This window comes from Kitasatospora sp. NPDC051914, assembly GCF_040680995.1.
Taxonomy (GTDB): Bacteria; Actinomycetota; Actinomycetes; order Streptomycetales; family Streptomycetaceae; genus Kitasatospora.
This window is the reverse complement of sequence record NZ_JBFAXX010000010.1, coordinates 137,795-156,498: the sequence shown is the minus strand read 5'-3', so window position 1 is coordinate 156,498 and position 18,704 is coordinate 137,795. Positions and strand designations below refer to the sequence as shown.

The 18,704-nt window shown below is 70.6% G+C and carries 14 protein-coding genes and 1 pseudogene; 10 read left to right on the top strand and 5 right to left on the bottom strand.

The features are described from left to right. The first annotated feature begins 397 nt into the window (after positions 1-397). A complete protein-coding gene (locus tag AB0M03_RS09665; protein WP_363490272.1) occupies positions 398-1,312 on the top strand; it encodes an HD domain-containing protein in 915 nt (304 codons plus the stop codon). A gap of 430 nt (positions 1,313-1,742) precedes the next feature. Here AB0M03_RS09665 and AB0M03_RS09660 read toward each other — a convergent pair whose 3' ends face one another. Next, entirely contained in the window at positions 1,743-2,717 is a 975-nt protein-coding gene (locus AB0M03_RS09660; RefSeq protein WP_363490270.1) for a carbohydrate kinase, read from the bottom strand. Positions 2,718-3,081: 364 nt separating this feature from the next. On the opposite strand from AB0M03_RS09660, the gene AB0M03_RS09655 reads away from it, so the two are divergent. From AB0M03_RS09655 to AB0M03_RS09635, 5 genes are all read left to right on the top strand, one after another. Further along, the gene (locus AB0M03_RS09655) at positions 3,082-4,047 is read left to right on the top strand and encodes a sugar ABC transporter substrate-binding protein (protein ID WP_363490292.1); all 966 of its coding nucleotides are present in this window, start codon (positions 3,082-3,084) and stop codon (positions 4,045-4,047) included. Between the two features lie 125 nt (positions 4,048-4,172). Further along, positions 4,173-5,168 carry an ABC transporter permease gene (locus AB0M03_RS09650; RefSeq protein ID WP_363490268.1) on the top strand — a complete coding sequence of 332 codons (996 nt, stop codon included), beginning with the start codon at positions 4,173-4,175 and terminating at the stop codon, positions 5,166-5,168. Next, positions 5,168-5,995 (top strand): ATP-binding cassette domain-containing protein, encoded by an 828-nt coding sequence (locus AB0M03_RS09645; RefSeq protein ID WP_363490266.1) that lies wholly within the window; start codon positions 5,168-5,170, stop codon positions 5,993-5,995. The genes AB0M03_RS09650 and AB0M03_RS09645 overlap by 1 nt, the downstream gene beginning before the upstream one ends. A 100-nt stretch (positions 5,996-6,095) precedes the next feature. After that, entirely contained in the window at positions 6,096-7,082 is a 987-nt protein-coding gene (locus AB0M03_RS09640; RefSeq protein WP_363490264.1) for a LacI family DNA-binding transcriptional regulator, read from the top strand. Positions 7,083-7,312: 230 nt separating this feature from the next. Further along, complete coding sequence (locus AB0M03_RS09635) at positions 7,313-9,853, top strand: GH32 C-terminal domain-containing protein (RefSeq protein WP_363490262.1); 2,541 nt, start codon at positions 7,313-7,315, stop codon at positions 9,851-9,853. Positions 9,854-9,999: 146 nt separating this feature from the next. Here AB0M03_RS09635 and AB0M03_RS09630 read toward each other — a convergent pair. Beyond that, positions 10,000-10,194 (bottom strand): annotated as a pseudogene (locus AB0M03_RS09630) (HPr family phosphocarrier protein); the annotation flags it as partial. A 205-nt stretch (positions 10,195-10,399) separates the two neighbouring features. On the opposite strand from AB0M03_RS09630, the gene AB0M03_RS09625 reads away from it, so the two are divergent. Then, positions 10,400-11,161 (top strand): DeoR/GlpR family DNA-binding transcription regulator, encoded by a 762-nt coding sequence (locus AB0M03_RS09625; protein WP_363490260.1) that lies wholly within the window; start codon positions 10,400-10,402, stop codon positions 11,159-11,161. Positions 11,162-11,410: 249 nt separating this feature from the next. On the opposite strand, the gene AB0M03_RS09620 is transcribed toward AB0M03_RS09625, so the two are convergent. From AB0M03_RS09620 to AB0M03_RS09610, 3 genes are all read right to left on the bottom strand, one after another. Further along, positions 11,411-12,829, bottom strand: a complete 1,419-nt coding sequence (locus AB0M03_RS09620) for a glycoside hydrolase family 32 protein (protein WP_363490258.1) — start codon at positions 12,827-12,829, stop codon at positions 11,411-11,413. Further along, the gene (locus tag AB0M03_RS09615; RefSeq protein ID WP_363490256.1) at positions 12,822-14,216 is read right to left on the bottom strand and encodes a glycoside hydrolase family 172 protein; all 1,395 of its coding nucleotides are present in this window, start codon (positions 14,214-14,216) and stop codon (positions 12,822-12,824) included. Before AB0M03_RS09615 ends, AB0M03_RS09620 begins: the two co-directional genes overlap by 8 nt. Positions 14,217-14,303: 87 nt before the next feature. Further along, the gene (locus tag AB0M03_RS09610) at positions 14,304-15,311 is read right to left on the bottom strand and encodes a LacI family DNA-binding transcriptional regulator (protein WP_363490254.1); all 1,008 of its coding nucleotides are present in this window, start codon (positions 15,309-15,311) and stop codon (positions 14,304-14,306) included. 301 nt (positions 15,312-15,612) lie between these two features. Here AB0M03_RS09610 and AB0M03_RS09605 point away from each other — a divergent pair, with 301 nt between their 5' ends. The 3 genes from AB0M03_RS09605 to AB0M03_RS09595 are packed head-to-tail and all read left to right on the top strand — an operon-like array spanning position 15,613 to position 18,698. Then, the gene (locus AB0M03_RS09605; protein ID WP_363490252.1) at positions 15,613-16,938 is read left to right on the top strand and encodes an extracellular solute-binding protein; all 1,326 of its coding nucleotides are present in this window, start codon (positions 15,613-15,615) and stop codon (positions 16,936-16,938) included. 54 nt (positions 16,939-16,992) lie between these two features. Further along, positions 16,993-17,865, top strand: coding sequence for a sugar ABC transporter permease (locus tag AB0M03_RS09600; RefSeq protein ID WP_363490250.1), 873 nt, complete (start codon positions 16,993-16,995; stop codon positions 17,863-17,865). Continuing rightward, the gene (locus AB0M03_RS09595) at positions 17,862-18,698 is read left to right on the top strand and encodes a carbohydrate ABC transporter permease (RefSeq protein ID WP_363490248.1); all 837 of its coding nucleotides are present in this window, start codon (positions 17,862-17,864) and stop codon (positions 18,696-18,698) included. Before AB0M03_RS09600 ends, AB0M03_RS09595 begins: the two co-directional genes overlap by 4 nt. Positions 18,699-18,704 lie beyond the last annotated feature (6 nt).

Below are 18,704 nucleotides of genomic sequence, written 5' to 3'. Positions count from 1 at the left end.
CAGCCCGACGTCATCATTTCCTTCCATGGCTACGACCTGTGCCTTGCAAGAGCCGGCGACGACTGGTTCATGGGACAGCTCGACCCCGACGGCTCTGTCATCTGCTGGGCTTCCTACGGCCCTGACCTGGCCGAAGCCATCCGCGGGTTGTGAGCTGCCAGGCAGCGAGCTCGATCATTTCCACAACACGCCATAGCGGCAAGGCGGTTCTTCAACCGGTGGCTGGGAGACCTGAAGCTGGTACCAGCCCTAGAGTGACCCGATGGCTACCCACACGGATCAGAGTCCGCCGCAGAGCCGCGGGGATGAGATCGTACGGCCCACCCCGACCAATGTCGTGGGCCTGGCCCCGGTGTTCACCGACCCACTCTGGCGGGTACCCGTCCGCCTGAATCCCGTGGAAGTCGAGCTGCTCCGCACCGAGCCGCTGCGGCGCCTGCACTTCGTCACACACGGAGGGGCCTCGACGCTCAGCACCCTGCAGTCGTACTCCAGGCTCGAGCACACCCTCGGTGTCCTCGCGCTGGTCGCGCACTTCCGTCCGGAGGACGAACTCCTGCGTGTCGCGGCACTGTTGCACGATATCGGCCACCTGCCACTGAGCCACACCTTCGAAGGCATCGGCGGCCTCGACCATCACACGATCGGCGCGCAGCTGCTGCGGGCCGAGCCGATCCGTCCCGTACTGGAGAGGCACGGGATCGGCACCGAGGCCGTCGCCGCCGCACTCGGCGGGCAGCCGCTCTCACCCCTCACCGGCCACCCCGGCCTGCTGAACCTCGACCATCTCGACTCCTACGTGCGCAGCGGGCGTGCCGCCGGGCGTCTGAATGCCGATCCGGCCGTCATGCTGGCCCGCCTCGACCTCGAGGACTCGGCGGTGTCGGCCGACCACGGGACTGCCGCAGCACTTGTCGCCCTGGTCTGCGCGGAAGCACGGCTCCACACCTCCTGGGACAACGTGGGCCCGGTCTCGGTGATCCGGCGCCTGGCCGGCCAACTGCTCGACAACACCACGCTCACCCCGGCCCGGCTCGCCCGGATGACCGATCCCCAGCTCTGGTCCGCATTCGACTCCTGCGCCGCCACCCGAACGGAGAGCGGCATGATCCGGTACGAGCTGCACCGGTTGAAGGCCGTGGTGGGGCATGCTTCCGGGGATCGTTCCGGGTGGGACTTCTCGCTACGCAAGATCTACAGCTCCGCACCGCTGGTGAAGGGACAGCGAATCGAGGTGTCCGCACCCGAGCTGGCGGCTGAACTGGACGCACTGGGGTTGCTGCCCACCGACTTCCGTGTCTGGTGGAGCTGAGTGCCACAGTCAACAGGCCGGCGCTGCCCGGTGCATGCCCGCCAAGGAGCGGCCCGAGGTGGCCGGCTGGGCGTGCCGCCGGAGCGCCCTCGTACTGGACGTACTCGGGTGCTTCGGCGGTGCGCCCAGGTGATGGGGGCTGCTCCCGGCCCCCGTGGGACCGGGGGAACACGGGGCCGCGACGGGGCGAAGGTCGCCTGACACGGCACTGGCCGGTAGGGCTTGGTGCCCGCAGGGTCAGGTGGAACTCGCCCGCGGATCCGCAGCCGGGGTCGCCGGTTCCCACAACCGCTCTGGGTCCCTTTCGTCGAAACGTTGTGCGGAGCAGTGTCCGCGGCGGCAACCAGGTCCACATCGTGAGCGCTCCGTCCCTACCCGGCCCGCCGGTGGTCGTGCGGCACCGGTCCTTCCGGCGCGGGCCGGCGACCGGTCATTGCCCGTGGGCGGCGACCGCAGGCCCGGACTCCAACTGCTGCGCCCAGGGCGGATTGGGGCCCGCCACCGAGCAGGTGAGGGCGGCGACCCGGGTCGCGAAGCCGCAGGCGTCGGCCACCTCGTCGATCGTCAGCCCGTCCAGGCGTCCGCCCAGGCGGCCGGTGACGGACAGCCGGTGGAGCAGGCCGGCGGTGAACGAGTCGCCGGCCCCGATGGTGTCCACGACCGCGACCTGTGGGGTGGGTACGAATGCGCGGACGCCGTCCAGGGATGCCATCGCACCGCGGCTGCCCAGGGTGATCACGACCAGGCGCGCCCCGGCCAGGTGCCAGTCGTCGCAGGCGCGCTCGGGCGACGTGTCCGGTGCCAGCAGCTCCAGGTCGTCCGAGCTGAGCCGCAGGATGTCGGCGAGGGCGCACCAGCGGGCCATGCGCGCCCGGTAGAGGCGCGGGTCGACGAGCAGGGGACGGACGTTGGGGTCGACCGAGACGGTCGCGCCGCTGCGGGCGCGGCCGAGCAGCTCCTCGATGTGCTCACCGCCGGGTCGACGCACCAGTGCGAGGGATCCGGTGTGCAGGCAGGCGGCGTCCGCGCCGGGGGCTGCGGCCAGTTCGTCGGCGGTCCACTGCCAGTCGGCGGTGGCTTCGGCGTGGAACGAGTACTGGGCCTGGCCGTGCTCGTCGAGGGTGGCGAGGGCCAGGGTGCTCGGCTCGGGCGCGGCGACGACGTGGGAGAGGTCGACCCCGGAGGAGAGCAGGTGTGCGCGGAAGAGTGCACCGAAGGCATCGGCGGAGATCCGGCCGAGGAAGCGGGTGTCGGTGCCGAGCCGGGCGAGAGCCACGGCGGTGTTGGCGGGCCCGCCGCCCGGCAGGACGCGCAGGGCGAGTTCGCCGGGGCGCGGTCGGGAGGTGTCGGGGACGGCGTCGGCGACGCACTCGCCGAGGACAGCGATCGGGCGCTGGGCAGCCATCGGTCGGCCTTTCGAGACGGGAGGGGATCGGTGCACCCGGGACGGAACCGCATGGGGAGGGAGGCTTGTTGACTGCGCAGTAGCTTTCAACAGGTCGGGTCGGCGATTGCGGCCGCGTTACCCAGTCGTTACGACTGCGGGGCTTGTGACTCGGGTCGCAGAGACTTCATCATCTCCATCAAGTGAATGTCAACGATGACATATGTCAACGATGACAGTTCAGGTGAGCCACCCCGGTCGCCGCTCTGATCAAGGCCGATCCCAGCCCCCGACGAACGGGCGCCCTTCCCCACCAGGAGCCATCATGACCCTTGTTCACCGCCCCACCCTGACCAGAACCGCCGCCGTCTGCCTGGCCGGTGGAATGGCGCTCGCGCTGACCGCGTGCGGGTCCGGCTCGAAGGGTTCGGCCGACACCGGATCCGCCGGCGGAACGGTCAAGGTCGGCCTGATCACCAAGACCGACACCAACCCGTTCTTCGTGAAGATGAAGGAGGGCGCGCAGAAGGCCGCCCAGGCGAACGGCGTCACGCTGAGCACGGCGGCCGGCAAGTTCGACGGCGACAACGCCGGCCAGATCGCGGCCATCGAGAACATGGTGGCCGGCGGTGTCAAGGGCATCCTGATCACCCCGAGCGACTCCAAGGCGATCCTGCCCGCCATCAACAAGGCCCGGGACAAGGGCGTCCTGGTGATCGCCCTCGACAGCCCCACCGAGCCGCAGGACGGCACCGACGCGCTGTTCGCCACCGACAACAAGAAGGCAGGCGTGCTGATCGGCCAGTACGCCAAGGCCGCCATGGCCGGGAAGACCGCGAAGATCGCCACCCTCGACCTCGCCCCGGGCGTCGCCGTCGGCCGGCTTCGCCACGACGGCTTCCTGCAGGGCTTCGGCGTGCCCGAGGGCGACCCGTCCGTGGTCTGCTCCCAGGACACCAACGGCGACCAGGCCAAGGGCCAGACCGCGATGGAGAACTGCCTGCAGAAGGCCCCCGACATCAACGTCGTCTACACCATCAACGAGCCCGCCGCGCTCGGTGCCTACACCGCACTCAAGGCCAAGGGCCGGGAGAAGGACGTGCTGATCGTCTCGGTCGACGGCGGCTGCACCGGCACCCGGGCGGTCAAGGACGGCAAGATCGCCGCCACCTCGCAGCAGTACCCGCTGGTGATGGCGATCCAGGGCGTCAAGGCCGTCGTGGACTACGCCAAGGGCGGTGCGAAGGCCGCCGGTTACACCGACACCGGCGTCACGCTGATCACCGACAAGCCGCAGAGCGGCGTGGACGCCAAGGACACCGCCTACGGACTGGAGAACTGCTGGGGCTGAGCCGCCCCGCACCCGACCGGCGGCCCGGGCCGGTGCAACCGCCCCGACCCGGCCCGGGCCGCTTCCCCCTCCCGCGGCGGTGTGCGCACGGCGCTCCCGATCCGCCCCACCGGCAAGGACCCTTCATGACCGCATCCACCGCCCCGTACGGGCACCTCACCGGGCCGACGCACCTTCGGCGACTGGTGACCGCACCCACGGCCGGACCGCTCGCCGCGCTCGTTCTGGCCTGCGCGTTCTTCTCCCTGACCACGGACACCTTCCTGTCCGGCGGGAACTTCTCGCTGATCATCCAGCAGGTGATGGTCGTCGGCACGCTCGCCGTCGGACAGACGCTGATCATCCTGACCGCCGGCATCGACCTGTCCTGCGGTGCGGTGATGGCCTTCGGGTCGATCACGATGGCGAGAATGGCCGCGGAGGGCACCGTCCCGCCGCTGGTGGCGATCGCGCTGGGCCTGGCGGTCTGCTCGGCCTTCGGCCTGGTCAACGGCCTGCTGGTGAAACTGGTCCCGCTGCCGCCGTTCATCGTGACGCTCGGCATGCTGAACGTGGCCTTCGCCCTCACCCACATCTACTCGAACGAGCAGACCGTCACCGACCTGCCGGGCCCCCTGACGTTCCTCGGCGAGACGTTCCCGCTCGGCGACACCGACGTCACCTACGGCTCGCTCGTGGCCCTCGGCCTCTTCGCCGTCTTCGCCTACTTGCTGAGCAGCACGTCCTGGGGCCGGCACGTCTACGCACTCGGCAACAGCCCCGAGGCGGCCCGCCTCAACGGCATCCGCACCGGCGGCCTCACCATCGGCATCTACACGCTCGCCGGCCTGGTGTACGGCATCGCCGCCCTGCTGCTGATCTCCCGCACCGGCGTCGGCGACCCCCAGGCGGGCCAGACCGACAACCTCGACAGCATCACCGCCGTCGTCCTCGGCGGCACCAGCCTCTTCGGCGGCCGCGGCAGCGTCCTCGGCTCGCTGGTCGGCGCCCTGATCGTGGGCGTCTTTCGAAACGGCCTCCAGCTGATGGGCGTCGCCTCCATCTACCAGACCCTGATCACCGGCGTCCTGGTCGTCCTCGCCGTCACCGTCGACCAGATCTCCCGGAAGAGGACCCGCTGATGACCGCACCCACCCCCGTGATCCAGGCCAGGGGCCTGGTCAAGCGCTACGGCCACGTCACCGCCATCGACGGAGCCGACTTCGACCTGCTGCCCGGAGAGGTCCTCGCCGTCATCGGCGACAACGGCGCCGGCAAGTCCAGCCTGATCAAGGCCCTCACCGGGGCCGTCACACCCGACGAGGGCGAGATCCGCCTCAACGGCGAGCCCATCCGCTTCAACGGCCCGCAGGACGCCCGCAGGCACGGGATCGAGACGGTGTACCAGGACCTCGCGGTCGCCGCCTCCATGGACATCGCCTCCAACATGTTCCTCGGCCGCGAACTGCGCCGGCCCGGTCCGCTGGGCAGCGTCCTGCGGATGCTCGACAAGAAGCGGATGCGCGAGGAGGCCGCCGCGCACATGGCCGACCTCAGGATCGGACTGCGCTCGCTCACCCAGGCCGTGGAAACGCTCTCCGGCGGCCAGCGCCAGGCCGTCGCCGTCGCCCGTTCCGTCGCCTGGGCACGCAGCGTCGTGGTGATGGACGAGCCGACCGCGGCACTCGGCGTCAAGGAGTCGGGTCAGGTCCTCGACCTGATCCGGCGGGTCCGGGACAAGGGCCTGCCGGTCGTGCTGATCAGCCACAACATGCCGCACGTCTTCGAGATCGCCGACCGCATCCACGTCCACCGGATGGGCCGCCGGGAGGCACTGATCAGGCCGTCCGACTACTCCATGTCGGAGGTGGTCGCCATCATGACGGGAGCTCTCGCCGTCGCCCCGGACGGTGGCACCGTCGTGGCGGACGCCGAGGCTGTCAGGGCCTCCGGTGTCCGCGCGAACTGACCGGACAGCACCGCTGCCCTCCACGCCCGACACCGGGGCCCGTGCCCGACGCCGGGACGCCGGGCACACGGCCTCGCCCCGTCACACGACGCTGGGCGACGTGGCCCAGGAGGTCGGCGTCAGCGCCAAGACCGTCTCCCGGGTGCTGAACGGCGACGGGCCGACCTCCGCGGCAACCCGGGAGAAGGTCATGGCAGCGGTCGAGCGGCTGGGATTCCAGCCGAACCCGATGGCGCGCAGCATGCGCACCGGGGGGCCGGACAGCACCGTCGGCCTGATCGTCCCGGACATGGGGAACCCGTTCTTCGGCGCTGTCGCAGGAGGGATCGAGACCGTGGTCGGCCGACGCGGGCTGACACTGCTGATGGGCTCCAGCGCCGGAGACCCCGCCCGGGAGCGGGCACTGACCGACACCTTCCTCGCCCGGCGGGTCAGCATCCTGATGGTGGTGCCCGCGGCCGGGGCCGACCATGCCCACCTGAAGGCCGCACGGACCCGCGGCATGCCGGTGGTCTTCCTCGACCGCCCGGGCAGCGGGATCACCGCCGACAGCGTGGTCAGCTCCAACCGGGAGGGCGCCCGCGAGGGCACCACCCACCTGATCGCCGCAGGACACCGCCGCATCGCCTTCATCGGCGACCGGCCCGTCGCCCTCCACACCCGCCGCGAGCGCCTGGCCGGCTACCGGCAGGCCCTCGAGGCCGCGGGCCTGCCCTACGACCGGGCCCTCGTGCTGTACGGCCACACCCAGGACGAGGCCGAGGAGTCCACCGTCCGACTGCTGCAGCGCCCCGAGCCGCCGACCGCGATCCTCGCGGCGAACAACATGGCCGCCATGGGCACCGTACGCGGCATCGCCCGGGCAGGCCGCCGCGACATCGCCCTCGTCTCCTTCGACGACCTGCCGTTCGCGGAAGTGCTGGAGCCCGCCATCACCACCATCGCCCAGGACCCGGCCGCCATCGGTGCCGCCGCCGCCAGGGCCGTCCTCGCCCGGATCGACGGCGACCGCACCCGAGCCCGCACCGTCACCATCCCCACCCGACTCATCCCCCGCGGTTCCGGCGAAGTTCCGCCGACCCCCTGACAGTTCACACCGCCACCCGGCGGGCCGGGCGGACCACCCACTGAGCCCGACTGCCCGGCGTTCTTCGGCGGCACCGCCCCGCGCGACACCTCCGCGCTGCCCCGCCCGCCAACGGGCCTACCGCCCTGCCCCGGCAACGCCGCCGGCCCTGCCCCGTCAGGGCTGCGCCCCACCGTGCCCCGCGATCGCATCCACCCCCCCCAGGCCAGGCTCTGCGAAGGAGCTTCCCCATGCCCGTTTCCCGACGTGCCCGCCGTTCCGCGACGGTCGCCCTCACCACCGCTGCCTGCCTCGTCCTGACCGCGGGCAACCCGGCGGTCGCGGACACCACGCCGTTCCAGGAGCCGTACCGCCCCCAGGTGCACTACACCCCGGCGAAGAACTGGATGAACGACCCCAACGGGCTCGTGTATTACAGGGGCGAGTACCACCTCTTCTACCAGTACAACCCCGCCGGCAACTCCTGGGGCAACATGTCCTGGGGCCACGCCGTCAGTACGGACCTGGTGCACTGGCAGGAACTGCCGCTCGCCATCCCGCACGACAACAGCGAGATGGTCTTCTCCGGCAGCGTCGTGGTCGACGCCGAGAACACCTCCCGCCTCGGCAGCCGGACGAACCCCGCCATGGTCGCCGTCTACACCAGCGCCCATCCGAACGGGAAGCAGGCCCAGTCCCTGGCGTACAGCACCGACCGCGGCCGGACCTGGACCAAGTACTCGGGCAACCCGGTGCTCGACGTCGGCTCGAACGCCTTCCGCGACCCGGAGGTGCAGTGGTACGCGCCGACGAAGAGCTGGCTCATGACCGTGGTGCTGGCCGACGAGCACAAGGTGGAGTTCTACTCCTCCAAGGACCTCAAGTCCTGGAAGCGGCTCAGCGGCTTCGGCCCGGCCGGCGCCACCGGCGGCGCCTGGGAGTGCCCGGACCTGTTCCCGCTCGCCGTGGACGGGGACCCGCGCCGCATCAAGTGGGTCCTCGCCGTGAGCATCAACCCCGGCGGCATCGCCGGCGGATCCGGTGTGCAGTACTTCCTCGGCGACTTCGACGGCACCAACTTCAGCCCCGACGACAAGGGCTCGTACACGCCGCCGAGCGGCACGATCCTCCAGGACTTCGAGCAGCCCGGCCACGGCAGTTGGACGGTCGACGGAACGGCCTTCGGCAACGGGCCGGCCGACGGCCCCCTGCCCGGCCAGTCCGCCGTCTCCGGCATCGAGGGCAGCGGCTACACCAACAGCTTCCACGGCGGCGACGGCGCGACCGGCACCCTCACCTCGCCCCCCTTCACCGTGGACACCGACTACCTCAACTTCAAGATCGGCGGCGGCAACCACCCGCACGACCCGAACGCCGCCACCGAACCGCAGCCGGTGCCCACCGGCACCGTGCTCGCCGACTTCGAGGGCGGCGACTACGGCACCTGGACCACCACCGGGACAGCCTTCGGCACCGGACCCGCCCAGGGCACCCTCCCCGGCCAGCAGCAGGTGACCGGCCACCTAGGCCACGGGCTGGTCAACAGCTTCCTCCCGGGCGACGCCGGCACCGGCGAACTCACCTCGCCCCCGTTCACCGTCGACAAGAAGTACCTGAACTTCCTGATCGGCGGCGGCGCCCACCCGGCGAGCTCCGACGCCCCCACTGCGGTCGAACTCACAGTCGACGGCAAGGCCGTCCGCAGCGCCACCGGCACCAACGACGAGCACCTCGACTGGGCCTCCTGGGACCTGTCGGACCTGCAGGGCAGGACCGTACAGATCAAGGTCGTCGACGCGAACACCGGCGGCTGGGGCCACATCAACCTCGACCAGGTCCTCCTCTCCGACACCCCGGCCAGGCCGCAGTCACGCGAGACCACGGTGAACCTGCTGGTCGACGGGCAGGTCGTGCAGAGCGCCACCGGCGCCGACAACGAAACCCTCGACTGGGCCTCCTTCGACCTGCGCGCCCTCCGCGGCAGGACCGCACGAGTCGAGATCGTGGATGCGAACACCGGCGGCTGGGGACACATCATGGCGGACCGGTTCACCGCCGCCGACCGGCCCGCCCTCTCCAGCGTCCGGCGCGCCCGCTGGGCCGACTTCGGCAAGGACTTCTACGCCGCAGTGACCTACAACGACGCACCCCGCGGCGAGCGCACCATGATCGGCTGGATGAACAACTGGCAGTACGGCGGCAGCATCCCCACCTCGCCCTGGCGGAGCGCGCAGAGCCTGCCGCGCACCCTGCGGCTGCGCACGATCGGCGGCCGGCTCGAACTGACGCAGCAGCCGGTCCGGTCCCTCGAGTCGCTGTACGAGGGGCCCGAACTCGCCGTGGGCGACGTCACCGTCCACCACGGCACGCTCGACCTGCCCCAGTGGGCCGGCGGCCAGGCCCTGGACATCGACGCCACCTTCTCGCTCGCCGACGCCCGGAAGTTCGGACTGAAGGTGCGCACCGGTGTCGGCCAGGAGACCGTCATAGGCTACGACGCCACCGAACAGCAGCTCTACGTCGACCGGACGAAGTCCGGCGCCGTCGACTTCGCCCCCGACTTCCCCGGCGTTCAGACCGCCCCCCTGAAGCCGCAGGGCGGCAAGGTCCACATCCGCGTGGTGGTCGACCGGTCCTCGGTGGAGGTGTTCGGCGGCCAGGGGCAGGCCGTGATCACCGACCAGATCTTCCCCGACACCGACAGCCAGGGCGTCCGGCTCTTCGCCGAAGGCGGTACCGCGAAGCTCGACGACCTCGAGCTGTGGCACCTCGGTTCCTACCGGAGCCGCTGAAGACCCCGCGCGGAGACGGGTACGAGGGGGCCGACGGGAAGTCGTGGATCTCGGCAGGCTGCCGGCCCGCAGCGCTGCCGGGGACGACGCCGACGCCGGGCGGCATCCGGTACATGACGGCGCCTCCTGTCCTGGCGGACGGCCGGTCAGGCGGTGTCGAGGTCGACGGCGAGCAGGGCGGCGAGTTCGGCGAGGGCGTGGTCGGCCTGCTCCCCTTCGGCGGCGAGTTCCAGGGTGTCGCCGTGCCGGGCGGCGAGTGCGAGTACGGAAAGCAAGCTGCGGGCGTCCACGCCGGGCCGGCCGGGCCTGGCGACAGTGACTTTGACCGGCTGTCGGGCGGCGCCCCGGACCCGGGCGCTCTGTGGTTTTGTGCCCGCAGGCGAGGAGTTCCGATTGGTTCTACATCTGGTTCAGGAGCAGGTCAAACGCATTCGGGCAATCGTGCAGGTTCATCCTCTATGGGAGGCGACCCTTGCGTTCTGGCGTGAGTGGCGTATGGTCGGGCCTAACCAGGCGTAAATAGACATGAAACGGACCCGATCCCACATGTATGCTCCTGAACGCCACCAGCAGATCCTGCGCATCGCCCAGCAGCGCGGGCGGGTCGACGTGCCCACCCTGGCCGACGAGTTCGGCGTCAGGCAGGAGACGATCCGGCGCGACCTGAGCACCCTCGACCGGGCCGGCCTGCTGCACCGGGTGCACGGCGGCGCGCTGCCGTCCGGCGCGCTGCATCCGGAGCCGGGCCTGGCTGAACGCGACACCACTGCCGCCCCGGAGAAGGAACGGATCGCCCGGGCCGCGCTGGACCTGCTGCCCGCCGAGGGCAGCGTGCTCCTGGACGCCGGCACCACCGTCTCCCGGCTGGCCGCGCTGCTTCCGAGGGACTCCACGCTGACCGTGATCACCAACTCGCTGCCAATCGCGGCGCGGCTGGCCGACCCTCCGAGCCTCGATCTCCACCTGGTCGGCGGGCGCCTGCGTCACCGAACCCAGGCCGCCGTGGACGACCGGGCCCTGCGCGACCTGGTGGACATGCAGGCCGACGTCGCGGTGATCGCCACCAACGGCTTCTCCCCGGAAGGCGGGCTCTCGACGCCCGACCTCGCGGAGGCCGCCGTGAAGCGTGCCATGCTGGCCGGCGCGCGCCTGGTGATGCTGCTCGCCGACTCCTCCAAGTACGGAGCCCGGCACTTCGCCCGCTTCGGCGTGCTGGACCAGGTCGACATCCTGGTCACCGACATCGGGCTGGGCGATCGGGAGGCCGCAGAGATCGAGACCCTCGGACCCGAGGTCATCCGCACGTGATCGCCACTGTCGCCCCCGACGCCGGCTCGGACCGAGCCTACGAACCACCGGCCCGGCCCGCGGCGAGGTCGACCGGGCCGTCGCCGACAGGCTCCACCCCGGAGGAAGGGCGTCAACGTCACGCTGATCGTTCATGCGCCGCACGGTGCTCCACGGTGGAGCTCGGCCCGGCGTGGTCCCGGGCCGGCGCCGGCCGGCGCGATCCCCCTCGCACCGGCCGGCGCCGACAGACATTCAGTCGACGGGGCCTCAGGCCGGTGTGGCGAGGTCCCAGGCCGTCACCGCGTACGGCGCGCGGTCGCAGCCGTCGGCGGTGGCGAACAGCCGCCAGGGCCGGTCGCCGACCGGGTAGAAGCGCATCGTGAGCGCCTGCCCCTCGGCCGTGAACACCTCAGCCACCGAGTGGTCGAGCAGGACACGCAGCTCGACCGGCCCGTCCTGCTCGGCGGGGAGCCGCCGGCTGCCGCCCTTGGCCCGGGGGTCCAGCGACGCCCGGGAGCGGTCGACGACCACGTCGCCGGTGGCCCTGTCCCGGGTCAGCGACAGGTACTCGGCGCCGTCCGCCGAGGTGACCACCTGCAGGCCGGCGCCGCGCGCCAGCCGGACCGTCAGGTCACAGGCCCGGCCCACCCCGCCCAGTTCCACCGGCCGCCCCGCCCCGGCCGTACCCTCGGCGGTGAGCGGCGATCCGACCCGCAGACCGTCCAGCTCCCGGGCGGGCCGCTGCTGCAGGGTGCCGTCCGCCGCAAGGGTCAGCTCGCGCGGATGGGTGAGCAGGCCGGCCCAGCCGACCTCGTCGGTCCAGGCACTGGGCGCACCGACATGTGCCTCGTCCCGCGCCTCCCAGCTCCAAGCCCACATCAGCCACCGCCCGTCGGGCGCGGGAAGCAGCGCGGGGGCGTAGAAGTCCGGCCCGTGGTCGAGCCGTTGGGGACCGTCCGTGGTGAACCGGCCGTCGGTCTCACGACCGGGCCAGGCGACCGCGCACAGCGCGCCGTCCTTCGGGTCCCAGGCGCTGACCAGCACCGCGCCCCGGCCGTCCGGGAACGGCGCGTACTGGGCGCACTCCCAGCCCTCCTCGGTGTTGCCGCCGCCCGGCAGCGGGGTCGGCGGCTCGGCCAGGAACACACCGCCGTACGCCCAGTCGACCAGGTCGGTGGAGCGGTACTGGACAGCGGCGCCGCGTCCGTCGGCGAGCGAGGCGCCGACCAGCATCCGCCACCGGTCGCCGTCCCGCCACACGTACGGGTCGCGGAACATCGTGGTGCCGGGCGGGGCTTCGGATATCAGCAGGCCGTTGTGCTTGGTGAAGGTCATGCCGCCGTCCCGGGACAGGGCGCGGGTGACCGGCTGGTGCCAGCGGTCCGGGTGCCTGGCGGAGTAGAAGGCGACCAGTTCGCCGCCGTCGGCCTCCACCGCGTTGCCGGACCACACGCCGCCGACGTCGTCGCCGCCGGGGCTGGGGGCCAGGGCAACCGGCAGCTCCTCCCAGCGCAGCAGGTCACGGCTGCGCAGATGACCCCAGTGCATGTCGGCGTGGCGGGCGCTGCCCGGGTTGTACTGGAAGAAGACGTGGTAGTGGCCATCGTGGTGAACCAGGCCGTTGGGGTCGTTGACCCAGTGGTGCGGCGGGCGCGGGTGGACCGCGGGCAGGTGCGGGTCAGCCATCGTTGCGCGACCCCTCGTTGCGACGCCCGTCATAGCGGCGGCGGAGGTCGGCGGCCTGCCGGGTGTTGGCCTCGGACTCGGCGAGCGAGCGTTCGCCGCGCTGCGCCGTCCGCTGCGCCAGGTGGTCCAGGTGCCGCTCGAACCGCTCGCGGTAGCGCTCGCGCATCACGGCGATCTCCTCGGCGACGGTGCCGGAGCGCGGGGAGGGGGTCGGCGCGGGTGCGGCGGCGGGCCGGACCGGCAGGCGCTCCTCCAGCGGCGGGATGCTCGCCGGCGGCGACGGCAGGGTCTGGTACCAGTACGCGGTGGACGCCCAGTCGTCGGACAGGTGGTTGCCGTGGCCGTGCTCGATCGAGACCCGGATCCGCTCCTCGAAACGGACCGGGTCGGTCACGTGGAAGCGGTAGTTGACCGAGTAGCCGGGCACGTCGGCCTCGTGCAGGATCGCGCCGTGGTACAGGTAGGCGTTCTTCTGCATGCCCCAGGCGTGGTTGAAGTAGTCCTCGGTTCCTGTGCCGTGCAGTGACGGCGGCCAGACCCGGGTGCCGTCCGGGCGGAAGTCGTCGTCGATCCAGATCATGTCGTTGCCCTCGCCCCACCAACTGCCCTGCCGGTGGTGGACGGAGAGGTTGCAGCCGACGTAGTGGCCGCGGCCCTCGACGTCCAGGACGACGTAGTTGTCGTCGCCGGTGTCGTCGACGATGTTGACCTCGGGGCTGTTGGTCTGGATGTCCGGTGCCCAGCCGTTGCACGGGTTGTTGCGGCTCCAGCGGGCGTGGAAGTAGAGGGTGTCCTCGGGCAGCGGCTCGGCGTGGAGCTCGTAGTCGATGTAGAAGTACTGCTGGATCGGCAGGTCGTTCTCGTTGACCAGCTCGATCTTCGCCCGCTTGTCGAAGGGCATCGGGGCCCAGCAGTTGAGCGCCGCGCTGCCGCCGAAGACCAGCGACTCCTCGGGCTTGGCGGAGACCGTGAACAGCGCGGACTGGTAGGAGTTGGGCATGCAGTGGCCGACGCCGAAGAAGTCGCCGAGCGGGACGAGGACGGCCGGCTGCTCCTCGTCGTCCCAGGTGATCCGGATCAGGACCTTGCGGTAGTAGTCCGGGTCGGGCTCCTCCCAGTTGACGCCGAGCGCGTTGTGGATCTCCATGACCGGCGCGACGGTGTCCGCCTCCAGCGGGTCGATCAGGCCGGGGCCGAGGGTGCGGCGGCAGAACTGGGTCATCCAGATGTGGGTGATCTGCCCCGGGCCCTCCAGGTCGGCGAGGACCCGGCTGGAGTGCGCGGGCGTGGTCCAGTAGTCCTGGTTGCGGCCGCGCTGGTCCCAGCTGGAGACGCGGGCGGAGCGGGCCGCCTTCGGCCGGGTGAGGTGGTCGAGTGGAGCGGGCATTAACATGTGCCTTTCAGTGATTTTGCGGTCGCTGAACCGGGGCGGCGGGGGACTGGCCTCCCTCGCCGCCCACTTCCGGGGAAAGGGTCAGGGCGCGTCCTGGCAGCCGCAGGACTCGCGGTAGGTGATCTCGGGCCCGAGCCGGATCGAGCGGTAGCCCGCGGCCGGCCCGGCTTCGATCCGCCCGAGCAGGAGCTGCATGGCGGTGCTGCCGATCTCGTACGCGGGTTGGCTGACCGTGGTGATCCGCGGCCGGAACAGGTCGGGGTTGGGGAAGCCGTCGAAGGTCGCGAACGCGAAGTCGCGCGGGGTCTGCAGGCCGAGCCGGTGGGCGGCCTCCAGGACGCCGATGGCGGCCTGGGTGGAGACGGCGACCACCGCGGTGGGCGGCTCCGTCCGGCCGAACAGTTCGAGCGCCAGCCCGCGGGTTTCGGCTGCCAGCCCGCTGCCGGTGAGCACCAGGTCGGGGTCGACCGGCAGTCCGGCCTCGGCGAGCGCGTCCATGTAGCCCTGGCGGCGTTCGGCAACGGTGGACACCGCCACGTCGCCGGCCGCCAGCGCGATCCGGCGGTGACCGTGCCCGACCAGGTGCAGCACCAGGTCGCGCATCGGGGTGAGGTTCTCCACCCCCACCTGGTCGGCGCTGATCCCGCCGAGGCGGTCCAGCAGGACCAGCGGGGTGCCCTCCTGCTGAAGGGCCGTCAGGCCGGCCCGGCGGGAGCGTGCCACCGGCGCGATGATCAGGCCGTCCACCTTGCGCTCGGCCAGCACCTGGAGGGCGCGGGTCTCCAGCTCCGGGTCCTCCCCGGAGTTGGCGAGCAGCAGGGTCAGCCCGGCCGCGGCGGCCTCCTCCTCGACGCCGCGGATCATCTCGGCGAAGGCCGGCTGGGTCACGTCGGACAGGATCAGGCCGACCGAGTCGGTCCGCGACCGACGCAGCGCCCGGGCCACGCTGTCGCGCCGGTACCCGGTGTCCCGGATCGCCTCCTCCACCCGCTGCCGGGTCTCGTCCCGGACCGGGCGGGTCGCGTTGAGCACGTGGGAGACGGTCGACGTGGAGACTCCGGCCAGCCGCGCGATGTCGACGATCGTCACCACTGGGCAATCACCCCTTCCATTCATCGAAACGTTTGCGCAACACCATGGCATGCGTTGCAACCGACGTCAACGGCCTTGCCGCAGCTCAGCGTCGAGGCGGCCGTCATCTGCCGGAAACAGTGCCGACGCGATCCCTTGACAGTCCAGGTCGCTTGAGTATCTTTCATCGAAACGTTTGCTCCCGGCGGCGCCGGATTCCGGCCGCTGGACACCGCCACCGCCGCATTCGGCCCGCTGGCACACTTGCAGACCTCCCCGACATCCCCTGGGCCGACCGAAGGGCTCCAAAATGTCAACGTTGACGTCCACCGTCGCCAGACCCCGCACCACCCGCACCCGCCGGCTGCTCATCGCCGCGGTCGCGACCGTCCTGGTCGCCTCCCCGCTCACCGCCTGCGGCGCCGCCACCACCGCGGGCGGCAAGGCCGCCGGCGACAGCGTGATCACGCTGTCCATGCACAACCCCGACAGCAAGACGCAGGACCCGGCCACCTACAAGATCGTCGAGGCGTTCAACGCCAAGAACCCGACCATGAAGGTCAACCTGGTCGGGCAGCCGGTCGAACAGCACGAGCAGCAGATGACCATCGCCGCCCAGAGCGACACCCTCCCGGACGTCTTCTGGGTGTACAACTCGCTGGCGCAGACCATGAACAAGAACGGCAATCTGCTCGACCTCACCCCGGTCCTCGCCGAGTCCGGCCTGAACGGCAAGTTCGCGCCCCCGATGCTCGCCGGCTTCCGCAACGGGGCGACCCAGTACGGCCTGCCGTACCAGGCGCTGGTCACCGGCTTCTACTACAACAAGGACCTGCTGGCGAAGAACGGCGTCACCCTGCCCGCCACCTTCGAGGAGCTGGTCGCCGCCAGCAAGGCGCTCAAGGCCAAGGGCGTCGTGCCGATCGCCCAGGGGTCCAACAACTCGGCGTTCTCGGTCTGGGCGTTCCTCACCATGCTCGACCGCTTCGGCTACGAGCAGAAGTACCCGGGGATGCTGCTCCGGGCGAGCAGCTACGACAACCCGGATTTCCTGCGCCTGTACGAGCACATCGACGAGCTCGCCGCGGCCGGCGCCTTCCCGTCCAACATGACGACCCAGACCTACGTCCAGGCCGTCGCTTCGTTCACCTCCGGCCAGGCCGCCTTCGTGGACACGGGGGTGTGGGACGCCGCCAAGATCCAGCAGAGTCCGGTCGGCGGCAGCGTCGGCTTCTGGCCCGGCCCGACGTTCTCCGACGGCGTCGGCGAGCAGAAGCTCGTGATGAACGCGCCCTCCGCCCCGCTGGTGGTCAGCGCCAAGGTCAAGAAGGACAAGAAGAAGTACGAGGCCGTCAAGGCGTTCATCTCGTTCTACTACAGCGACGAGGGCCAGCAGATCATGGCCGACAACGCCCAGCCGCCGGTCACCACCTACAAGCCGACCGTGGACGCCGCCAAGAACCCGGTGTTCGCCGACGTCCTCGCCGCCACCACCAAGCCCGGCTGGTCCAGCCCGCAGGCGCAGCCCGACCTGGTCGTCAGCGCCGAGACCGCCAGTGCCATGTACGACAGCCTGTACGGGGTGATGAGCCGCTCGCTCAGCCCGAAGGACGCCGTGCAGCTCGTCCACCGCTCCTTCAAGTAGCCCCGGGTCCTCCAGGCGGCCCCACGCCTTCAAGCAGCCCTACGGAAATCCTCTATGAACTGGCTCACCGGGCGACGGCGCTTCACCCTCATGATCGCGCCGGCGTTCCTCCTCTACACGCTGTACATGGTGTATCCGATCGCCTACTCCGTGTACTACAGCTTCACCGACTTCGACGGGGTCGCCGAGAGCGGCTTCGCCGGGCTCGGCAACTACCGGACGATGGCCCGGGACGCGGTCTTCTGGACCTCGATGCGCAACACCGGGATCATCCTGGCCATCGCGGTGCTGTTGCTGATTCCGCTGGCCTTCCTGGTCGCGGTCCTGCTCAGCGGGAACGTCAAGGGCAGTTCGGTGCTGCGGCCGCTGGTCTTCGCCCCGGCGATCGTGGCGCCGATCCTCGTCGGCCTGATCTGGATCTTCATCCTCGACCCGAAGATCGGCCTGGCCAACGCGCTGCTCGTCGCGGTCGGCGTCCCGGCGCGGCCGCAATGGATCGGCGGTACCGCGCTCAGCCCGTACTCGATCGCCTTCGTGTACCTGTGGCAGCAGATCGGCTTCATCGTCACGGTCTTCTACGCCGGACTCAAGATGCTGCCGAAGGACGTCATGGAGGCGTCCACCCTGGACGGGGCGAGCCGGTTCCAGCAACTGCGGTACATCGTCGTGCCGATGCTGCAGGAGACCTTCGGGATCTGCACGGCCCTGGTGGTCACCGGCGTGTTCAAGGTCTTCGAACTGGTCTACGCGCTGACCGGCGGCGGGCCCGTCCACCTCTCCGAAGTGATGGTCAGCTACATGTACCACGTCACCTTCACCACCCTGCAGTACAGCTACGGCATGGCGCTCGCGGTCATCGTCTTCCTGGCCGGCGCCGTCGCCTCGGTGACCACCCTGGTGGTCATGCGCAGGAGGGCCGCGGCATGACGGTGAAGAACCGCACCCGCTGGATCGCCACCGGCGTCGCGTACCTGATCACCTTCGTGATCCTGCTGCCGCTGCTGTGGCTCGTCCTGCTGTCCTTCCAGACCAACGAGAACATCCTGTCCAACCCGTTCTCACCGGCCCACCTCAACCTGGCCAACTACCAGCAGGCGATGCAGACGCTGAACCTGCTGGTGATGTACAAGAACACGCTGATCCTGGCGCTGGTCTCGGTGCCGGCCGGGCTGGTGGTCTCGTACCTGGCGGCGTTCGCGCTGACCCGGATGGTGTTCCGCGGCGGGCGCCGCCGGGTGCAGAACTCGGTCCGGTACTACTTCCTGGCCGGGCTGGCGGTGCCGGTGTACATCCTGCTGTTCCCGGTGTACCGGCTGGACATCGCGATGGGCCTGTTCGGCAGCTACGCGGCACTGATCCTCCCGTACATCGCGGTGTCGATCCCGTTCAACATCCTGCTGCTGACCGGCTTCCTGCGGGAGTTCCCGGAGGAGATCGAACAGGCTGCCGTGATCGACGGGGTGGGTCTGTGGCAGATGGCGTGGAAGGTGGTCTTCCCGCTGATGCGGCCGGTGATCGCCACCCTCGCCATCCTCAACGTGATCTACGTGTGGAACGAGTTCCCGTTCGCCGTCACCCTCATCAACGACCCGACGATGACCACCCTGTCGCTCGGCATCTCCCAGTTCCAGGGCGCCTACGGGGCCGACTACGGCGCCATGATGGCGTCCGCGACCCTGGTCCTGGTCCCCCAGCTCGCGATCTACGCGCTCTTCCAGCGGCAGGTCATCGCCGGCATGACCGCGGGAGCGATCCGATGAACCGTC